This is a genomic window from Patiriisocius sp. Uisw_017, from assembly GCF_047731265.1.
Classification (GTDB): domain Bacteria; phylum Bacteroidota; class Bacteroidia; order Flavobacteriales; family Flavobacteriaceae; genus Patiriisocius.
In genome coordinates, this window is sequence record NZ_CP159835.1 from 2,847,402 (window position 1) to 2,865,735 (window position 18,334).

The 18,334-nt window shown below is 35.1% G+C and carries 20 protein-coding genes and 1 tRNA gene; 8 read left to right on the forward strand and 13 right to left on the reverse strand.

Features of this window, described 5'->3' with window-relative positions; all coding sequences use genetic code 11:
- The first annotated feature begins 10 nt into the window (after nucleotides 1-10).
- Nucleotides 11-295 carry a DUF2188 domain-containing protein gene (locus ABXT67_RS12850; RefSeq protein WP_415374447.1) on the forward strand — a complete coding sequence of 95 codons (285 nt, stop codon included), beginning with the start codon at nucleotides 11-13 and terminating at the stop codon, nucleotides 293-295.
- Between the two features lie 512 nt (nucleotides 296-807).
- On the opposite strand, the gene ABXT67_RS12855 is transcribed toward ABXT67_RS12850, so the two are convergent.
- Nucleotides 808-881, reverse strand: a tRNA-Met gene (locus ABXT67_RS12855).
- Nucleotides 882-1,195: 314 nt separating this feature from the next.
- Between ABXT67_RS12855 and ABXT67_RS12860 the strand changes: the two genes are divergently transcribed.
- The 3 genes from ABXT67_RS12860 (at nucleotide 1,196) to ABXT67_RS12870 (ending at nucleotide 3,891) form a co-directional block, all read left to right on the forward strand.
- A complete protein-coding gene (locus ABXT67_RS12860; protein ID WP_415374448.1) occupies nucleotides 1,196-2,500 on the forward strand; it encodes a DEAD/DEAH box helicase in 1,305 nt (434 codons plus the stop codon).
- Between the two features lie 98 nt (nucleotides 2,501-2,598).
- A complete protein-coding gene (locus tag ABXT67_RS12865) occupies nucleotides 2,599-2,985 on the forward strand; it encodes an START-like domain-containing protein (protein WP_415374449.1) in 387 nt (128 codons plus the stop codon).
- 60 nt (nucleotides 2,986-3,045) lie between these two features.
- Nucleotides 3,046-3,891, forward strand: a complete 846-nt coding sequence (locus ABXT67_RS12870) for an aminotransferase class IV (RefSeq protein WP_415374450.1) — start codon at nucleotides 3,046-3,048, stop codon at nucleotides 3,889-3,891.
- Between the two features lie 23 nt (nucleotides 3,892-3,914).
- Here the strand turns inward: ABXT67_RS12870 and ABXT67_RS12875 are convergent, their stop codons facing one another.
- The 5 genes from ABXT67_RS12875 to ABXT67_RS12895 form a co-directional block, all read right to left on the reverse strand.
- Nucleotides 3,915-4,478: a YqgE/AlgH family protein gene (locus ABXT67_RS12875; RefSeq protein ID WP_415374451.1), complete on the reverse strand. Its 564-nt coding sequence runs from the start codon at nucleotides 4,476-4,478 to the stop codon at nucleotides 3,915-3,917.
- 136 nt (nucleotides 4,479-4,614) lie between these two features.
- Nucleotides 4,615-4,887 carry an HU family DNA-binding protein gene (locus ABXT67_RS12880; protein WP_415374452.1) on the reverse strand — a complete coding sequence of 91 codons (273 nt, stop codon included), beginning with the start codon at nucleotides 4,885-4,887 and terminating at the stop codon, nucleotides 4,615-4,617.
- A 168-nt stretch (nucleotides 4,888-5,055) separates the two neighbouring features.
- Nucleotides 5,056-6,030, reverse strand: a complete 975-nt coding sequence (gene fmt / locus ABXT67_RS12885; RefSeq protein WP_415376992.1) for a methionyl-tRNA formyltransferase — start codon at nucleotides 6,028-6,030, stop codon at nucleotides 5,056-5,058.
- Between the two features lie 39 nt (nucleotides 6,031-6,069).
- A complete protein-coding gene (locus ABXT67_RS12890; RefSeq protein ID WP_415374453.1) occupies nucleotides 6,070-7,968 on the reverse strand; it encodes an ATP-dependent DNA helicase RecQ in 1,899 nt (632 codons plus the stop codon).
- Nucleotides 7,968-8,591: an AAA family ATPase gene (locus ABXT67_RS12895; RefSeq protein ID WP_415374454.1), complete on the reverse strand. Its 624-nt coding sequence runs from the start codon at nucleotides 8,589-8,591 to the stop codon at nucleotides 7,968-7,970. The genes ABXT67_RS12890 and ABXT67_RS12895 overlap by 1 nt, the downstream gene beginning before the upstream one ends.
- 24 nt (nucleotides 8,592-8,615) lie before the next feature.
- Here ABXT67_RS12895 and ABXT67_RS12900 point away from each other — a divergent pair, with 24 nt between their 5' ends.
- The 3 genes from ABXT67_RS12900 to murA all read left to right on the forward strand — a co-directional run bounded on the left by ABXT67_RS12900 (nucleotide 8,616) and on the right by murA (nucleotide 10,973).
- Nucleotides 8,616-8,903, forward strand: coding sequence for a DUF493 family protein (locus tag ABXT67_RS12900; RefSeq protein WP_415374455.1), 288 nt, complete (start codon nucleotides 8,616-8,618; stop codon nucleotides 8,901-8,903).
- A gap of 66 nt (nucleotides 8,904-8,969) precedes the next feature.
- Nucleotides 8,970-9,632 carry a DUF4290 domain-containing protein gene (locus tag ABXT67_RS12905; RefSeq protein ID WP_415374456.1) on the forward strand — a complete coding sequence of 221 codons (663 nt, stop codon included), beginning with the start codon at nucleotides 8,970-8,972 and terminating at the stop codon, nucleotides 9,630-9,632.
- Nucleotides 9,633-9,659: 27 nt separating this feature from the next.
- Nucleotides 9,660-10,973: a UDP-N-acetylglucosamine 1-carboxyvinyltransferase gene (murA, locus tag ABXT67_RS12910; RefSeq protein ID WP_415374457.1), complete on the forward strand. Its 1,314-nt coding sequence runs from the start codon at nucleotides 9,660-9,662 to the stop codon at nucleotides 10,971-10,973.
- 148 nt (nucleotides 10,974-11,121) lie between these two features.
- Here the strand turns inward: murA and ABXT67_RS12915 are convergent, their stop codons facing one another.
- From ABXT67_RS12915 to ABXT67_RS12940, 6 genes are all read right to left on the reverse strand, one after another.
- On the reverse strand, nucleotides 11,122-11,703 hold the full coding sequence (locus ABXT67_RS12915; RefSeq protein WP_415374458.1) for a tRNA (guanine-N1)-methyltransferase: 582 nt from the start codon (nucleotides 11,701-11,703) through the stop codon (nucleotides 11,122-11,124).
- Nucleotides 11,704-11,812: 109 nt separating this feature from the next.
- On the reverse strand, nucleotides 11,813-12,028 hold the full coding sequence (locus tag ABXT67_RS12920) for a (4Fe-4S)-binding protein (RefSeq protein ID WP_415374459.1): 216 nt from the start codon (nucleotides 12,026-12,028) through the stop codon (nucleotides 11,813-11,815).
- A 132-nt stretch (nucleotides 12,029-12,160) separates the two neighbouring features.
- Nucleotides 12,161-13,492: a cryptochrome/photolyase family protein gene (locus ABXT67_RS12925; RefSeq protein ID WP_415374460.1), complete on the reverse strand. Its 1,332-nt coding sequence runs from the start codon at nucleotides 13,490-13,492 to the stop codon at nucleotides 12,161-12,163.
- Nucleotides 13,493-13,639: 147 nt separating this feature from the next.
- Nucleotides 13,640-14,338 carry an SDR family NAD(P)-dependent oxidoreductase gene (locus ABXT67_RS12930; RefSeq protein WP_415374461.1) on the reverse strand — a complete coding sequence of 233 codons (699 nt, stop codon included), beginning with the start codon at nucleotides 14,336-14,338 and terminating at the stop codon, nucleotides 13,640-13,642.
- An 8-nt stretch (nucleotides 14,339-14,346) separates the two neighbouring features.
- Nucleotides 14,347-14,820 carry an SRPBCC family protein gene (locus ABXT67_RS12935; RefSeq protein WP_415376993.1) on the reverse strand — a complete coding sequence of 158 codons (474 nt, stop codon included), beginning with the start codon at nucleotides 14,818-14,820 and terminating at the stop codon, nucleotides 14,347-14,349.
- 268 nt (nucleotides 14,821-15,088) lie between these two features.
- Nucleotides 15,089-15,388, reverse strand: a complete 300-nt coding sequence (locus ABXT67_RS12940) for an aquaporin (protein ID WP_415374462.1) — start codon at nucleotides 15,386-15,388, stop codon at nucleotides 15,089-15,091.
- A 409-nt stretch (nucleotides 15,389-15,797) separates the two neighbouring features.
- Here ABXT67_RS12940 and ABXT67_RS12945 point away from each other — a divergent pair, with 409 nt between their 5' ends.
- A complete protein-coding gene (locus ABXT67_RS12945; RefSeq protein ID WP_415374463.1) occupies nucleotides 15,798-16,640 on the forward strand; it encodes a DUF2911 domain-containing protein in 843 nt (280 codons plus the stop codon).
- A gap of 98 nt (nucleotides 16,641-16,738) precedes the next feature.
- Here the strand turns inward: ABXT67_RS12945 and ABXT67_RS12950 are convergent, their stop codons facing one another.
- The gene (locus ABXT67_RS12950) at nucleotides 16,739-18,136 is read right to left on the reverse strand and encodes a serine hydrolase (protein WP_415374464.1); all 1,398 of its coding nucleotides are present in this window, start codon (nucleotides 18,134-18,136) and stop codon (nucleotides 16,739-16,741) included.
- Nucleotides 18,137-18,334 lie beyond the last annotated feature (198 nt).

Here is an 18,334-nt window from a genome sequence, read left to right on the forward strand (position 1 = left end):
GCATGTACACATGGCAAACAACAACACACAAAGATCTTGGAAAGCGTTCATAAGCGAGTTGATAGCACTCATCTTAAAAAGCCTGAACAAGCGCCCTAGAACCTGGCATCAGCATGTAGTGCCCTATGAGGATGATTGGGCCGTGAGGCGTGAAGGTAATAAACGCATTACTTCAAAGCATAGAAAACAATCTACAGCTATAAATAAAGCTAAAACCATTGCAAAAAGGAAAAAAGCAGATGTGATTATCCATGGAGCAGATGGAACGATCCGGGACCGTATTAATTATGATTAAGGAAGGGGAGAATGTTTTTGAATAATTGTCTTCAGGGAATGTATGCTTCATTCAAGACCGGGGTATATAGCGCTTTCAATTGCTGTATTTTTTGAATAGTAATTGTGTATTGTGATTAATAATAATATGTCTTGAATAGTATGTAGACATCGAATGGCGACGGGTTATTTTATCTTTGTTTTAAGATAAAAATAAAAGAGTTGACTCCATTTAAATAAATTACCATTTACCTACACATTAACTTATAAAGGTATTTTTAAAACAAAATTTTTATAAGAAAATAAAGAGTAAAAGCGCAAAGTGTATTTAAATATATGTCACTCAAAGAAAATACTTACAAATAAACAAAGTAATTTTACAACATCTGAATGTGGTGCTATTATCCTATTAAGCAAGGGTTTACATTGTTAAAAATCTCCAATACTACTAGCTCTTTTTTTTAGCATTATATTTTCTAAAAATAAAAGCACAATTAATTCCATAAAAAAAGTCCCTTTGTAAAAGGGACTTTGTAGCGAGAACGAGACTTGAACTCGTGACCTCCGAGTTATGAATCCGACGCTCTAACCAGCTGAGCTACCTCGCCATTATTATTGTGGTTTATTTTTTATTCTATTTGAACTCATATCCGCCTAATACGGATATGAATCCTACGCTCTAATCACCTGAGCTACTTCGCCAATTTTGCCTAATAATTTCTTTAAGCGGCTGCAAAGATAAAAACAAAACTATCTAGAACAAGTAATCAGTCAGTTTTTATTGAGGATATTTCATAAATTTCCTGAAAAAATAAAATGTACCTTTGCCGCTCACAAAAGAAATGACCTAACCGTCCACCCGTCCACCAAAGCTTTAGCGAAGGAGGACCTACTGCAGTGTTCATTTCGATTAACACAAATTATGTCATTTAATTCTCTCGGACTCGCTGATGTCCTTCTAAAAGCGATTAGCAAAAAAGGATATACTACGCCCAGTCCAATACAACAAAAAGCCATTCCAAAAATTCTTGAAGGTCGTGATGTACTTGCGTCTGCACAAACAGGTACTGGAAAAACAGCTGGATTTACATTGCCCATGTTGCACAAAATGCTACAAAATCCAATTTTGCACAAACGCCCTATAAGAGCACTTATACTCACCCCAACCCGGGAACTCGCGGCGCAAGTAATGGATGACGTCCGGACCTATTCTGAATTTACAGATTTAAAAAGTATTGTTGTTTTTGGAGGGGTAAATGCAAATCCTCAAATAAAAGCCTTGCGCCAAGGAGTCGACATTCTTGTGGCAACACCAGGAAGGTTGCTTGATTTACATAGTCAAGGAGTGATGTCTTTTAATAAGGTAGAATTTCTAGTACTCGATGAAGCAGATAGGATGCTTGACATGGGTTTCTTGCGAGATATAAAGAGAATCTTAGCATTACTTCCTTCCAAGAGACAAAACCTCTTGTTTTCTGCCACCTTTTCAAAAGATATTAAAAAGTTAGCAAGTAGCTTTTTACATAATCCAATAATGGTAGAGGCCACCCCAGAAAACACTACCGCTGAAAAAGTAGAACAAACAATTTATCGGACCAATAAATCTGATAAGACAGAATTGCTCATCAAACTGATGAAGGAAGGAAATTGGGATCAAACACTCGTTTTTACAAGAACGAAACACGGTGCAAACAGGCTCTCTGAAAAACTAGATAAGGCGGGCATCAAAAGTGCTGCGATTCACGGAAATAAAAGTCAAGGAGCAAGAACAAAAGCATTAGCAGGATTTAAAGGTGGCTCCATAAAAGTACTGGTAGCTACAGATATTGCCGCACGTGGCTTGGATATTCCTTTATTGCCATATGTGGTTAATTATGAATTGCCAAACATTCCAGAGGATTACGTCCACCGTATAGGAAGAACAGGTAGGGCAGGAGCTAGCGGTCAAGCAATTTCTATAGTGAGTGTTGATGAATTTGAATATGTTCGTGGTATTGAAAAATTATTAGGTGAAAAACTCGGAAATGAAATTATTGAAGGTTTTGAACCTACTGAATCACTTCAGGAAATTCTAGAGACAAAAGCTTCTAACAAAGCACAACACCAACAAGGACGATCAAGAAACCCGAAAAATTCTAACCGAAACAGCAATAGCTCAAGAAAAAATTCTTCAAGTAATGCTGGCGGAAATAAAAATAGAAGACCAACCGGCAGAAATAGGCAATAAATTCAATTTTATTTTTTTACTTTTCTTAATCGAAAAATTATCGCCTAGTCTTTTTGGTTTGCAATGAAATATATATATTGAGCACTTAACAAATCACTATGGAGGACAAAATTAAATACGAACTAGAAATTCCAATACAAGTTTCACCAAGCTTATTATACACTTATATTTCAACACCTTCTGGACTGTCTGAATGGTATGCAGACAACGTGAATTCTCGAGGAGAATTCTTTACTTTTATATGGGAAGGAAGCGAAGAAAAAGCAAAGTTGCTTGGCAAGAAAAACCAAGAGCGCATAAAATTTAGATGGATGGAAGACGATGGCACCGATTATTACTTTGAATTGCGTATCCAAGTGGATGAAGTAACAAAAGATGTAGCCTTAATGGTAACAGATTTTGCTGAAGAAGATGAAGTAGAAGAAGGAAAGATGTTGTGGGAAAATATGGTTAGTGAACTAAAACAAGTCTTAGGGTCTTCCTAGAATGCCTATAAATAAATTACCTTTGTGCCGTTATGAAAATCAATCAAAACGGCATTTTTTATGGTCAATCTTAATGGTATTATTGTAGCAACCTCAGCAGCAACCATTTCAACAAACAATAGAGGGTTGGCCTATGGCGATGCCTTATTTGAAACAATAAGAGTGTCTGCCGGGAAAATCTTTTTTGCAGAAGATCATTACTTCCGTTTAATGGCTTCTATGCGGATTTTGAGGATGGAAATCCCCATGAATTTTACCCAAGAATTCTTAGAATCAGAGCTGCTAAGAACGATAGAAGCCTCTGAAATGGAGACAAAAACCTGCATCGCAAAAATTACAGTGTATAGAAATCAAGGTGGCCTTTACACACCTACAGATCAAACGGTAGGTTATTTTATTTCTGTTCGCGAAATTGATGCTCCATTTTATTTGATACACGAAGAAGCTTACGAAGTAGAACTATTTAAAGATCATTATATCAATTCTGGATTGTTGACGACGCTTAAAACAAATAACAAAATCGTTAATGTTCTTGGGAGTATTTATGCTTCAGAAAATGAGTATCAAAACTGTCTTCTTCTCAATGAAAAAAAGCAAGTAGTGGAAGCGTTAAATGGAAACTTATTTCTTGTGAAGGGAACAACGATAAAAACACCGCCTTTAAACGACGGGTGCCTAAAAGGCATACTTCGCAAACAAATCATAACAATTTGTAAATCACTTCCCGACTATACGCTAGAAGAAGCATCTATTTCTCCATTTGAACTCCAAAAAGCAGATGAGTTATTTATAACAAATGTGGTGGTAGGGATTCAATCCATCACAAAATATCGCAAAAAAGAATATACTAAACTGGCTGCAAAAGACCTTCTTGGGAAGCTGAATGCAAGGGTACGGTTGGGGTAATCTTACTTTTGTAAAAATTATTTTTAGTTATAATTAGGGTTTTCTGGAGCATTTGACCAGAGCATATAGTCTCCACCAAATTCTAACATCTTCTTTTTCCAAATATCTTCATTCAAGTTGCCAATGATGTTGTTTTTGTAAATATTTGGGACAACAACCCAGCTATTCACTTCTAGCTCTTCCTCTAATTGTTGATTAGCCCAACCAGAATATCCCAAAAAGAATCGTATTTGATCCTCTTTTAGAGAGTCATTTTTTAAAAGATGAGTGATCGTTGTAAAATCTCCGCCCCAATAAATTCCATTCGAAATTTCTATGCTTCCAGGAATTAAATCTGGTATAGAGTGAATAAAGTAAAGATTGTCTTGTTCCACAGGTCCTCCGTTATAAACGGTAAGATTGGAGTCTACTTCTGGAATAAAGTCTTTTAATTTATAAGGTAGTGGCTTATTAAGAATAAAACCTACAGATCCATTTTGGCTATTATATTCAGCCAGTAGGACCACAGAGCGATTAAAAGAAATATCGCCTATGATAGAAGGTTCGGCAACTAAAAGGTGCCCTTTACTAGGTTTTAATATAGTCATATTGGTTACATTGAATAAATAAAGCTACTACAATTTTTATTAACCAACAAAATAAATGTGTTTGAAATCAAAATTAGCACAAATAAAAAGTCCTTTATTTATAAAATAAAGGACTTGATGTCAAATGCAATTGCGATTAGTTTACACTACTCTGTAAATCTGAACCAGCTTTAAATTTCACTACATTTTTTGCAGCGATTTGAATAGTCTTACCAGTTTGAGGATTTCTTCCTTCTCTTTTAGCTCTTCTTGATACTGACCAAGATCCAAAACCTACTAAAGATACTCTGTTACCTTTTTTAAGTGATCCTTGTACATTTCCTAAGAAAGACTCTAATGCTTTTTTAGCTGCTGCTTTTGTTACTCCAGCATCTTCCGCCATTGCGTCGATTAAATCTGATTTGTTCATATTGTTTGTTTAAATTAAAAAAATTGGTTAAAATTACAATTCAATGCTCTACAAATTTAAACGGATATTCAACACTGGCAAGGTTCCCCACGCTAAAACTCCTATTTTGTTAATAACTAGGTGCTATTGTTAATAATCACAAAGATATTTTATTGAATTTTTGTAATATCAATGAGAATAGGGGTTTACAATCATTATCGCATCGTTGGCAAAATCATAGCCATTTAGTAGGGCTTTAGTTTCCATTTTTCGTTTACCAGGTAATTGTATTGCGGTAATTTCGAGTATCTCAGATGTTAGTTTAATTAAAAGTTTTTTTTCTACCACAGCAAGTGATCCAATAAGCTGGTTTTCTATAAAGTCAGTATTAATTTCCTTAGAAATTTTCTTTGTAGCAAAAATCTTTACCTTATGTTTTTCTTCATTTTGAAGTAAATAACTCCAAGCACCAGGATAGGGATTGAGTCCTCTTATAAAGGCATCAATTTCTGTAGCGTTTTTATGCCAAGGAATGTAGGTGTTCTCAGGAGTAAGTTTTGGCGCTTCCTGATATTTAAGTTTTTCAAATGTGTCGTCCTGGGTCTGTGGTTGTGTTTTTATTTCGCCTTCAGCAATTAAAGTTACTGTCTTTAATACAAGAGCGGCGCCTACTCGCATTAAAGTATCGTGCAATGAGCCAACAGTTTCAGTAGGAGAGATGGATACTTCTTCAGAAAGAATAATTTCTCCAGTATCTATTTTTTCGTCAATAAAGAAGGTAGTAACTCCTGTAATTTTTTCATTATTAATAACCGCCCAATTAATAGGAGCAGCTCCTCTATATTTAGGCAATAACGAGGCGTGAAGGTTAAATGTGCCTAGTTCTGGTATTTTCCATACTACTTTTGGCAACATCCTGAAAGCAACAACAATTTGTAGATTTGCATTCAATACTTTGAGTGCTTCTAAAAAATCTTCGTTCTTTAAATTCGTAGGCTGTAATACAGGGATTTCTTGTGACAGAGCATATTCTTTAACCGCAGATGCTTTTAGTTTGCGTCCCCGACCAGATGGCCGATCTGGCGCTGTTATGACTCCAACGACTGCTTTTCCTTCTTCCACGAGTTTTTTAAGCACGGTGGCTGCAAACTCGGGTGTGCCCATAAATACTATTCTAATATCTTTTTTCAAATTAGTCTTTGCTTATTTTAAGTGATATCTATTTCGTACGTCAATACTTATTTTTCCTGCATTCAATAATAATTGCAATACCATAAATATTTTAGTTTCAGCAAAAGTAAGGGTTTCCGTTAATTCTCTCGAGGTCATTGGAACCGTTTCTAATTCATTTATTATTTTTTCTGAAAGCAATAACAATTCTGTTTTACTTACTAAACTCTTATCTGCAGAGCATACCGTGCAAATTCCGCAAGAAGTGGCTGTTTTATCCCCAAAATAGCGCGTTAGCTGCACACTTCTACATTCGGTTTCATTTTCAATATACTTGATGACCTGTGCTACCTGTTGCTCCTTCTTTTCATTGTGATGTTCTACCTCTCTCGCAATAACATTAATCGTTTTGTCGTCTTCCCTAGGTTTTAAAAAGGTAACCGAGGCATCTGTTGTGTTAATATGTAATTCAATGATCCCTGCATCTTTTAATCTTTCTAAAGCATTTATTATGTTAGAAATAGATTGATTGGTTTTAGATTTAATTGAAAATAGATTTACTGAAGTAAGTATTTCAAAAACCCCACCATACATCCTTAAGATACTTTTCCCGATTACGGAAGCTGCTACATCGTGTTTAAAATAATCTAATGCTACTTGATTACTTACTATAAATTTGATTCGTGAACTGCGACCGAATTCTTTTGATAACTGAATAATACCAAGTCTATCTAGTGTGTTAAGTGCATTGTAGACTAAATTGCCCCTTAATTCATAGCTGCTACAAAAATCGATAAAACTAAAGGCATGATTGGTGTATTCCCCTTCGCCATAAGGAATTTGCATATGGGCATTCAATTTTTTATAAATGAGTTTTAAGTCTGAAACCGTCGCTAGCGAATTGATAAAACGATTTTTAACCAATGCTTTGTCATACTCATTGTATAATAAGGTAGCACATGCATAATTGCCGTCACGTCCAGCACGTCCTGCTTCTTGAAAATAACTTTCAATACTCTCTGGCAATTGTACATGAATAACGTGTGCAACGGTTGCGAGATCTATTCCCATTCCAAAAGCATTGGTTGCAACCATTATTGGAACTGTTCCAGTTTTCCAAGCCTCGAGCTTTTTAGTTTTGTCTTCAGCAGGAATTCCGCCGTGATAAAAATCGCTTACAATCCCCAAGGAGTTTAATTGATTGCTATATTCCCAAGCATCTTTGCGACTTCTTACATAGACGATGCCGGCTTTGTGGTTGTGTTTTAATAGTTGTTCAACACGGTACAATTTGTCTTCTTCAACCACTACATTGTAGGCAAGGTTAGGCCTAACAAAAGAATCCTTTACGATTACGGGCAGTGTTAATTCTAATTCTTTTATCGTGTCTTCCAGTACTTCTGGGGTTGCGGTGGCAGTCAAGGCAATAATAGGGGCCAACGGATGCAGTTCGCGCAGTATGCTTATTTTTTTATAAGAGGGTCTAAAGTCATTTCCCCATTGGGAAATACAATGTGCTTCATCCACGGCAATGCAGGAAACATTCATTTCCCTAATGCGTAGTTGCACCATTTCTTGTTGCAATCTTTCCGGTGACACATATAAAAATTTATAAGCTCCGAAAACAGCATTGTCTAATAAGACGCTAACTTCGTCGTACGATTTTCCTCCAGTTATAGCCAATGCTTTAATGCCTTTTGCCTGTAGGCTTTTGATTTGGTCTGTCATTAATGCGACCAATGGAGAAATAACAATACAGATTCCTTCGTTAATAAGTGCTGGAATTTGAAAGCAGACAGACTTCCCACCACCAGTGGGTAATAATGCTACGGTATCGTTACCATTAAGTACTGACTGAATAATTTCTTCTTGACGTGGTCTAAAAGAATTAAAGCCCCAATATTGGTGAAGTATTTCGTGGGGCGATTTCATTATTGTGCGGTGTTTTTTAAAATAAAAGACACTCGTTTTTCTATGGTTCCTTCCGGTACAATTTTTAATGTATACCCATACTTTTCGTAGCCATTAAATAAATGGTTGTGTATTGCTATGGCCTGCTCAAAAGTTTCATAGCGTTCGTTATCTTGTGTATAAATTTCTTTCCATGGAGGCAGTATGAAAATGAGGTCATAATTATTTTCAAAACAGGGTTGTTCAAAATTAGAAGGATATTCGGTTCCTATATAATCTAAATACGAAGTTACGTCTGGCATACCACGATCATAAAATATTTTTGGATGATGAATATTTTCTGCTTCTTGGAATTGTTTTAGACGGCTGGCCATTAACTTATGACTAAATAACATTGGATCTGTTAAGAAAAGTTGTTCGATTCCAGCTTTACGAGCTTCTTTTATAACCTGTCGCGATACTTCGTGCATACAATTGTATCCAAGTGTTTCTATGTGATTGATAATTGAAGTTTTCCCAGAACCGGGACCCCCTGTAATGATAATTCGTTTTGATTTCAATGCCTTTATAATTTCATTCAAATGATTGTGAATACACAAAGAACGTAAATTATAATTGATGCTGAAAGTGTATCTTTGTTTCATCTTGTTAATAGTGAAATACGTACTATGAGTGATTCTAAAACTGAAGATTTCTATAAACGACTAAAAAAACAATTGGAAGGAGATGCCTCGTGGCCAGCTCCTTACTTATATAAATTTATTGTACCCGCGGAAAATCAAAAAGTCGCAGAGATTGAAGTTATTTTTGATGGTATGGATGCTGAAATTGTTACCCGTGATTCTTCAAAGGGTACCTACACCAGTATAAGCATTAAAGTAACGATGACTTCGCCAGAGGATGTTATTGAAAAGTACAAGCAAGTTTCTGATGTGGAAGGTGTTATTTCATTATAAAATTTGTATTTTGCTCGGATTATATACTTCAACGAATAGTATCCCCAATTTTATAAAACATACATTTTGATTACAGATATTGAATACAATACAGAACGTCCCCATTTAATTATTCCTGATTATGGCCGTCACATCCAGAAAATGGTAGATCAGGCAATAGCCGAAGAAGATACTGAGAAACGCAACAAGCAAGCCCAGAGTATCATTGCTGTTATGGGAAATATGAATCCGCATTTGCGTGATGTAGCAGATTTTCAGCACAAACTTTGGGATCAATTATTTATTATTTCAGATTTTAAATTGGACGCAGAATCTCCTTATGAGAAACCATCCAGAGAAAAATTAAAAGAGCGTCCAGAGCCATTAGAATACCCTCAAAACTTCCCTAAATATAGGTTTTACGGTAATAATATCAAAAGAATGATAGATGTTGCTATAGGATGGGAAGACGGAGATATGAAAGATGGTCTTATTCTTACTATTGCAAATCACATGAAAAAGTGCTTTCTTAATTGGAATAAAGATACCGTTGAAGATGATGTTATTTTCAAACATCTATTTGAACTTTCAGATGGAAAAATAGATCTAAAAGACAGCGAAGATGATTTGCGTGACGCAAATAAATTAATGAAAAACAACAAACGCTACAGCAATACAAGTAGCAGCAGTAGCAGTCATACTAAAAAACCAAACCATAAGAATACCAACAGAGGACGCAAGCGTTACTAATATTCTTATCTACCATTACACTACTTTATGGGAACTTTTCAAATTGAAGGAGGACACAAATTAAAAGGTGAAATCCGTCCGCAGGGAGCTAAAAATGAGGCCTTGCAAATTTTATGTGCCGTATTGTTAACCTCTGAGGAGGTAACAATAGACAATATTCCGGATATTTTGGACGTCAATAAACTCATAGGCATTCTAGGCAACTTAGGTGTTAAAATTCAAAAACTAGGCAAAAGGAAATATACCTTTAAATCTGACGATATCAATCTTGCTTATCTGGAGAGTGAACTTTTCAAAAAAGAAGGAAGTTCATTACGGGGGAGTATTATGATTGTAGGACCTTTGCTAGCGCGTTTTGGTAAAGGTTATATTCCACGTCCTGGAGGAGATAAGATAGGAAGAAGAAGATTAGATACTCATTTTGAGGGATTTATAAAATTAGGGGCTACATTTAGATACAATAAAGAAGAACGGTTTTACGGCGTTGAAGCTTTAAATGGTTTAACGGGTTCGTATATGTTGCTTGATCAAGCGTCTGTTACTGGAACCGCTAACATTGTAATGGCGGCTGTTTTAGCAAAAGGAACAACGACAATATATAATGCTGCTTGTGAACCCTATTTACAGCAGTTGTGTAAAATGCTTAACTCCATGGGAGCAGACATAAAGGGAGTTGGTTCTAATATGCTTGTCATAAATGGTGTTAAAGAATTAGGTGGATGTAAACACAGCATCTTGCCAGATATGATTGAAATAGGGAGTTGGATAGGTCTTGCCGCAATGACCCGAAGCGAAATAACCATTAAAGATGTTAGCTGGGAGAATTTAGGTTTAATACCGAATACTTTTCGAAAACTCGGAATTAAATTGGAAAAGAGAGGGGATGATATTTATATTCCTGAACAAGAAAGTTACAAAATTCAAGGATATATTGATGGATCTACGCTAACTGTATCAGATGCGCCTTGGCCTGGTTTTACGCCAGATTTACTAAGCATCGTATTGGTTGTTTGCACGCAGGCAAAGGGAAGTGTTCTTATTCATCAAAAAATGTTTGAAAGCAGATTGTTCTTTGTGGATAAGCTGATTGATATGGGGGCCAGAATTATTCTTTGTGATCCTCACCGAGCTACCGTAATTGGGCACAATTTTGAATCAATGCTAAGGGCAACTACCATGGTCTCTCCAGATATTAGAGCTGGGATTTCATTACTTATAGCTGCGCTTTCAGCAAAAGGCACTAGCATCATTCATAATATAGAGCAGATTGATCGTGGCTACGAAAATATAGACGAACGATTGAGAGCTATAGGCGCAAAAATCACACGTTTGGATTCTTAATGATGTGTGATTTTAGAGGTATGATGGATGTTTTGTGCATAACTAAATAGCAGTAACTTCTTAAAACTACAAAATATCAAAAAAAAACTTAAAAGTTCTAATAGAATTTTTAAGCTTTTTTTTATTACAATCTACAAGCGTAAATCCGCTATCTATTCTTATTAATTTCGTCTTGTAGTTTACGTCGCAATACTTGCTCGTCTTCTAGCTTTTTTTGACGATACGCCTCAAATTCTGATTCAGTTTCTGCTAGTTTATTATTTGTAGTACGTGTTACACTATTGCTGCTCTTATATTTAAAAATGAAGAACAATAACAAAAATAATAAAACTCCAATAATAGAAAAGAGTATGGTATTATAGGTGTCTTTCTTTAATAACATTCCAAAGATAAAGACCCCATCTTCTTTCTCTTTTGAAGCAGTAAGATCATTATTTGTAGTTTCTAAAGTACTTTGTAAGGTCGATATTTGATTCTCTTGCTCTGCAATAGTAGTATCTTTAGTAGAAATTGATGTTTCTAAACTTATTACTGAATCCAGGATGCTTTTTCTTAACTCATCAAGCTTAACTTTAGGAACTACCTTAAATTCTTTATAACTATTTGATTTATCAATAACATTTTCAAATTGATTTGCTATGGAATTATAATCAGAGGTTTGGCTTTCTTGCCCAAATAAAATTACGCTAATAAGAAGAAATGGAAAAAGTGACAGTTGTTTGGAGCTCATAAATAGGGTAGTTTTTTTATACTACATTTTTAACACTGCGAGAGTAATAAAATTGTAATCAGCCTACAAATTTACGGGCTTTTTACAAAACATTTAACAAACATAGAATTTAATTATTCTGGTAGTTTAACGCACCCGACGGACACTTACCTATTTGACAAATAATTTTTTTGGTAGTTGCAGCGTCAAGATTAATCCAAGGGATTATTGATGTTCTAAAAACTTCGCTGAGTCCTTTAGCGCAATTTTCTGCGTGGATGCATTTTCTTGGTGAAAATGTTACGGTAATTTCTCCGTTGGAGAATTGGTTTGGGGGCGTTTCCATAAGTATTGATTTGGGATATAAACTATGACATATTGATTAATGTCAGATAAATATACAAAAATATCGGATTAAATGCACTTATATTGAAAATATATTAAAATAAGTAAGAATAGGACTACTTTTTAGATTGTGCTAGCTAACTGCTTCTTTGTAGGTCTTTAAGCATCTTTCGCGCGCTTCTTTATGGTTAACCATCATATCAGGATAGGCATCTGTGCCAAATTCTTGCACCCATTCTTTAATGTATAGGTGGTTTTTATCAAACTTATCAACTTGTGTTATAGGGTTGAATATTCTAAAATAAGGAGCCGCATCTACACCGCTTCCAGCTGCCCATTGCCAATTACCAACATTACTTGAAGCTTCATAGTCTAATAATTTTTCAGCAAAATAGGTTTCTCCCCAGCGCCAATCAATTAGTAAATGTTTGCATAAAAAACTAGCAACGAGCATGCGTACACGGTTGTGCATGTATCCTGTCTCATTTAATTGTCGCATTCCAGCGTCTACCAGGGCATACCCTGTAGTGCCTGTTTTCCATTTTTCAAATTCATCTTCATTATTACGCCACTCAATTCGATCGTATTTTTTTCGGAAAGCGTTGTCTTGTGTTTGTGGGAAATGCCATAAAATTTGCATAAAAAATTCACGCCAAATGAGTTCGCTCCAAAACACTTCATTTTCTTCAGCAATGGCTTTGCACATCATTTTTCTGATACTTACGGTACCAAAGCGTAAATGTGGTCCTAAATGTGAAGTTCCATCAATACTCGGAATGTTTCTTGTGTTTTCATATTCCTGAATCAAGTTTGGGTTTACATCATATCGAGGAGTTTCAATACTTGACTTCTTGAATCCCATATCTTGTAATGTCAAGTTTGGGAGTCTACTATTTTTATGCAGGTTTTTTAAAACGGTGCGTGTATTGTGTATTTTTAAATGTTTTATTTCGTCAAAAAGTGATTTCCATTTGTTTTTAAAGGGTGTATAAACAACATATGGGGTACCGTCCCCTTTAACCACTTCATTCTTTTCAAAAATAACTTGATCTTTATAAGTATAAAAACCAATCGTCTCATCGGTGACATTATCTCTTTGTTGGGTGGCTAGAAAGGTTTTTATTTCAGAATCTCTTTCTTGTGCGTAAACTTCGTAGTCGCGATTGGTGATTACATTTTGTACTTCATAATCAGTTACTAGTTCTTTAAATATGTCAATTGGCTTTCCGTGGAAGAGTTCGATACCACGGCCATAATCTTTTTGAAGTGTCTGGTGCATTTCTTGCAGTGTTTCAAAAATAAAGGTTACGCGCGCATCATCTTCAGGAAGTTTATCTAAAATATCTGTATCAAAAATAAAGATAGGAAGTACCGGGTGTTTACCCTGTAATGCTTTGTAAAAACCAACATTATCATCAAGTCGAAGGTCTCTTCTAAACCAAAAAACATTTACTTTTTTACGCATTGAATTTTATTTACAACAAAGATATGTTTTCAATTTATAATCTTTTAAATTGTTCTTGATATTTTTCCTCTAAGGTTCTTTTTTTTTGCTATTTGAGACTTTTTATTTTGAATTTTTAATACTTTTCGGACAAAGACAATTGGTATTTTAATGTGTATTTAAAGTAGACATCCCTCCATCTAATCCTATTATTTGTCCTGTCATCCAACTAGATTCGTCATTGATTAAAAAGGCAGCGCAGTTGGCGATGTCTTTTGCCGTTCCCACACGTTTTAAGGGATGGCGTTTGCCCATTTTTTCTTTCTTTTCTTCCGTAGAAAGTAACCTGTTTGCTAATGGAGTATCTGTTAAAGATGGAGCAATAACATTTACCCTAATTTTTGGAGCGTATTCTGCAGCTAAGGCTTTAGCAAAACCTTCAATAGCACCTTTTGAAGCGGCAACGCTCGTGTGGAAAGGCATTCCAACTTTTACGGCAACGGTACTAAAAAATACCAAACTCGAATTTTCAGCAGCAGTAAGTTTTGGTAAGATACCGTGTAAGACTTTTACTAAGGACATAAAATTAATATCTAAATCCTTCTGAAATGCTTCTATTTTGAGACGTTTAAAAGGTTTTAGATTTATGCTGCCAGGAAAATAAGCAAGTCCTTCCAAGGTTTCAGGTAAGTCTAATGTTGAAATGTCATCTGACTCTACATCAAACTTTATATGTGTTACATTGTCGGGGATGTTATCACTGGACCTAGAGGCAATTATAACATTGTTGTTGTCTTTTAATAAGTGTGCTACTTCTAGTCCGATTCCGTAAGAACCGCCAATTAAGAGTATATTTTTCTGAGTCATTTTTTATATTATTTATTTTCGGGATATTTCCCAAAGAGTTCTTCTAATTTCTTTTTACGATGGTTAAAAATTTCATTCAGTTTTGGTTGTACTAAAAAGGGGTGCGCCATTTGTCCTAAAAATCCAGCAGGTATTTTATAATCTATAATGTCTTCCATTTCTACTCCGCCATCAATTTCGTGTATAAAATGTTTGTGATGCCAAAGTGAGTATGGACCATAACGCTGTTCGTCTACAAAATATTCGCCTTCTTTAACATGGGTTATTTCAGTAACCCATTTTGTTTTAATTCCTAAAATTGGAGTTACAATATATTGTATAAATTGTCCAGCAAACATTGGTCGATCAGCTCCAGAAAGAATGTTAAAGCCCATATATTCTGGTGTAATGGCCTTTAAGTTCTTAGGATCTGAAAGAAAATCCCAAGCTTGTTGTTTTGTTATTGGAAGCTTTTGTTTCTCGTGAAGCGTATAAATTTTCATAGAAAGTTTAATATTGGATTCAGACACGACAAAAGTAGCATTGTTTATACTTTTTGAAATCTTATTAAACAAAACTTTAACGGTTTGGGAATGTTTAAAAATTAGAAATTAGAAAAACTAAATTTAATAAATGAAATAGCCTTTATTAAATTTTGGTAATTATGTTCGGTTGTTCGTTATCAGGGGTCCGACACTGTTTTTTATAGCAATTTTATTCATCGAAGCAATTTTTAGTTTTAACTAATTTGCAACTTACTACGGCAGGTAATCAACCAATGATTAGAGCTAAAATATAGCGCCATAAAGCAGCCATATTTCCGGAGGCTCGCGCAGGTGCAATAGATCTTGCAGGATTGATAGGGCATCTGTAATTGGTCCTGCATATACTTTCTAAAAGTACAACACCACCAATAGCAATTTCAGCAATAATCCTTATTTCTTTAATTCCTGTTGCAACCTTAAAAATAACAAATATTAAAAAGAAGACAAAGATGATTTCAAAAATAAATACTTCCACAACTAAAAGTTCTGGTAAGGTAACTCCCAATGTTTCATTATTAGGAAACACATAGAGTAGGAGTTCGCTTGCCGCAAAAAGCTACAGCCAATTGGGTTATGGCTTATAATGGCGCTTCTTTTCAAGGTTTTTTTTTCGCATATGCAAGAGCAATAATAACTGTTTGATTAATGTGTGCGCCGCTAATATCATCAAAGACATTAATTATCGTCATTACAATAAGTCTTCAGATAACAGCGCCAGCAAGATGGGTTACCATACCACCCGTAAATTCGTTAATCACCAAGGCCCTAGTCCCGCAAAACACATGGGCAAAAGTTCCAGTAGCTTCGACAACTGTACGTTTGTGCTTCTTGCAAATACAGCCACTTAAACCTACTTCTAATTTATGTTTTTGTTAACTAATTTGAAAACACTCAATTTGTACATTCGCTTTGAAACTAAACAATACATATTTATTATGAAAAAATCTATTTTATACTTGGCTCTAGCGCTGGTAACCTTTGGTGCATCTGCACAAATTCAAACACCTGCACCAAGTCCAACTCAGCAATTCGAACAAAAAGTTGGTCTTACCGATGTAAAAGTTGAGTATTCTCGTCCATCTATGAGAGGTCGTACCATTTTTGGTGACCTTGTACCTTTTGACAAGCTATGGAGAACAGGCGCTAACAGAAATACAATGATCACTTTTGGTGATGATGTTATGATTGGTGATAATGAAGTAAAAGCTGGGACCTATGCGATTTTCACGAAGCCGGGAGCTGTTAATTGGGAAGTTTATTTTTATACTGATATCAACAATAACGGTACCCCTCAAGAATGGGATGAAGCTAAGGTAGCTGCTAAAGTAACCGCTAAAACATCTGCCATTCCAATGCTAATTGAAACATTTACAATCACATTAGATGATATTAAAATGGACGAAGCTAATTTAGGAATGATGTGGGAAAAAACGCATATCTCGTTGCCAATCAGAGTAATGACAGACAAAATGGTGACTGCGAGTATTAATAATGTAATGAACGGTCCTTCAGCCAGAGATTATTATAGTGCAGCGGTATATTATTTAGAAAGTGGAAAAGACATCAATAAAGCAAAAGAGTGGATTGATCAGGCAGTGGCAGGTAGCGAAGACGCATACTGGTACAAAAGACAACAGTCTTTAATCTATGCTAAATCTGGTGATACTAAAGGAGCTATTAAGGCGGCTAAAGCATCTATGGAACAGGCAGAAAAAGCTGGGAATATGGATTATGTTGCTATGAATAAAAAATCCCTAAAAGAATGGGGAGTGAAATAAGTTCAGCTTTTTTTATAAAATTGAAAACGCCTTCTGCAATTTGTTGTAGAAGGCGTTTTCAATTTTAGCACTCGGTTATATGCCAAAAGTATTGGTTTTTATTCTAAATTCCTTCGAACAATTTCTAATCCAGTCTCCCCGAAATATTCAGATATGATTTTTTGCCATAGTACCATTCCATTTTCTGAGTTTGAAAAAATAACCAAGCCTTTTTTCGAGTTTGGAAATGCTATTGCAATGGTTTTTGTTCCATAATCTCCGCCAGTATGCATTAAAGCGATTTCGTTATTAGGTAGTTTAGATAATAATTGCATTCCTAAATTACGGTCTATTCCATTTTTTTCATTGACTTGGGGTTTTAAAAACTCCGAGTACAAATTGTCTGATAGCCCTCCGCCATTCATAATATGAATCAGAAACTTAGCATAGTCTGCAGCTGTAGTCATTAAATTTGCTGCGGCATTGGTTTCATAATATTTTTTAAATAAAATGGGCTCCCCATTTTCATCGTGCTCAATTGCATAGTCGTTTTCATTTATTTCTGGTGTCCAGTAAAAATAAGTGTTGTTCATTCCCAATGGCGTAAACAGCACTTCGGAAGCAATTTGTTCAAAAGGTTTTTTTAGTTTATGCTCAATAACTTTCCTTAAATATTCAAATCCTTCTCCCGAATACTGAAACTTGGTTCCTGGTTCAAATTCAAAAGTCAGTTTGTTAGATTCGTTTAAGTACCTCCAGTTTGGGAATCCTGATTGTTGTGATAAAATATGTCTTGTCGTTAATTTGTTTAAATACAAATGATTTTTAACGTCTGGGTCTTTATAATACTTTGAGACAGGCGCATCCAATTGTAAGTCTCCATTTTCAATTAATTTCAACGTTACTAAAGCTACAATTGGTTTCGTGAGAGAGGCAACTTTGTAAATACTATGAACTGAAACAGGCATCCCTTGTTTTTGAGAACCAAACGAACGCAATTGTTTGAGAACTCCTTCCTCGATATAACCAATAGCAACGGAAGGTATTTTATGTTGCTCGAGCAGGCTTGCTATTTTCGAATCAGTATTAAATAATGGCAGTGGGTAATTGGCTTCAAATTTTAGCCCGTACTTTTTATTGGGTTCTTTGTGGTCATAACTCAAAACTCTGGAGAGTTTCCATGAACCGTTTTCTAAATTCCAAAGGGATGTGAATTTCGCAATGTTTGTTAAGTATAACTCCTTGTTTGATTCTTTGATATAAAAGAAATGTATTCCCTTTTGAAGGGCTCCGTAGACTTCTCCATTATTTTTTAGGGGAAATACCTCTAAACTTTCTTCAACTACTTTTCTAATGGGTTTTCTTTCAGTATTAGAACAGATGCTCTCTTTAAAGGCAGTAAAGAACTGTTCTCTATTCTGCGTGCCATTTATATCGTGATAAAACTCAAAGTCTTTAGGAATATAGGTTTCTAATAGATCAAAATTACATTTGTTAAAGCTTTCCTCAAAAAACAAACTATCTGTTTTTTTTAGCTGAATAAAAAGCGCTGAATCTTTAGAGATTTGAGCAATATTACAAGTGGAAAAAAGAATAAAAATAAGGGTAGTAAGTGAGCAAAATTGTTTCATCGGGATAGCTATAATTAGGGATTAAACTAAGAAGCAAAATTCCTAAAATGTTTGGCTATAGAACCTAAAATGTACCCGACAATG

Coding starts and splice junctions, on each gene's coding strand:
- ABXT67_RS12860 (WP_415374448.1), top strand. CDS start 1,196: ATGTCATTTAATTCTCTCGGACTCGCTGATGTCCTTCTAAAAGCGATT.
- ABXT67_RS12945 (WP_415374463.1), top strand. CDS start 15,798: ATGAAAAAATCTATTTTATACTTGGCTCTAGCGCTGGTAACCTTTGGT.
- ABXT67_RS12880 (WP_415374452.1), bottom strand. CDS start 4,887: ATGAACAAATCAGATTTAATCGACGCAATGGCGGAAGATGCTGGAGTA.
- fmt (WP_415376992.1), bottom strand. CDS start 6,030: ATGGGCACACCCGAGTTTGCAGCCACCGTGCTTAAAAAACTCGTGGAA.
- ABXT67_RS12900 (WP_415374455.1), top strand. CDS start 8,616: ATGAGTGATTCTAAAACTGAAGATTTCTATAAACGACTAAAAAAACAA.
- ABXT67_RS12890 (WP_415374453.1), bottom strand. CDS start 7,968: ATGAAATCGCCCCACGAAATACTTCACCAATATTGGGGCTTTAATTCT.
- ABXT67_RS12915 (WP_415374458.1), bottom strand. CDS start 11,703: ATGAGCTCCAAACAACTGTCACTTTTTCCATTTCTTCTTATTAGCGTA.
- ABXT67_RS12920 (WP_415374459.1), bottom strand. CDS start 12,028: ATGGAAACGCCCCCAAACCAATTCTCCAACGGAGAAATTACCGTAACA.
- ABXT67_RS12870 (WP_415374450.1), top strand. CDS start 3,046: ATGGTCAATCTTAATGGTATTATTGTAGCAACCTCAGCAGCAACCATT.
- ABXT67_RS12895 (WP_415374454.1), bottom strand. CDS start 8,591: ATGAAACAAAGATACACTTTCAGCATCAATTATAATTTACGTTCTTTG.
- ABXT67_RS12865 (WP_415374449.1), top strand. CDS start 2,599: ATGGAGGACAAAATTAAATACGAACTAGAAATTCCAATACAAGTTTCA.
- ABXT67_RS12930 (WP_415374461.1), bottom strand. CDS start 14,338: ATGACTCAGAAAAATATACTCTTAATTGGCGGTTCTTACGGAATCGGA.
- ABXT67_RS12935 (WP_415376993.1), bottom strand. CDS start 14,820: ATGAAAATTTATACGCTTCACGAGAAACAAAAGCTTCCAATAACAAAA.
- ABXT67_RS12875 (WP_415374451.1), bottom strand. CDS start 4,478: ATGACTATATTAAAACCTAGTAAAGGGCACCTTTTAGTTGCCGAACCT.
- murA (WP_415374457.1), top strand. CDS start 9,660: ATGGGAACTTTTCAAATTGAAGGAGGACACAAATTAAAAGGTGAAATC.
- ABXT67_RS12925 (WP_415374460.1), bottom strand. CDS start 13,492: ATGCGTAAAAAAGTAAATGTTTTTTGGTTTAGAAGAGACCTTCGACTT.
- ABXT67_RS12850 (WP_415374447.1), top strand. CDS start 11: ATGGCAAACAACAACACACAAAGATCTTGGAAAGCGTTCATAAGCGAG.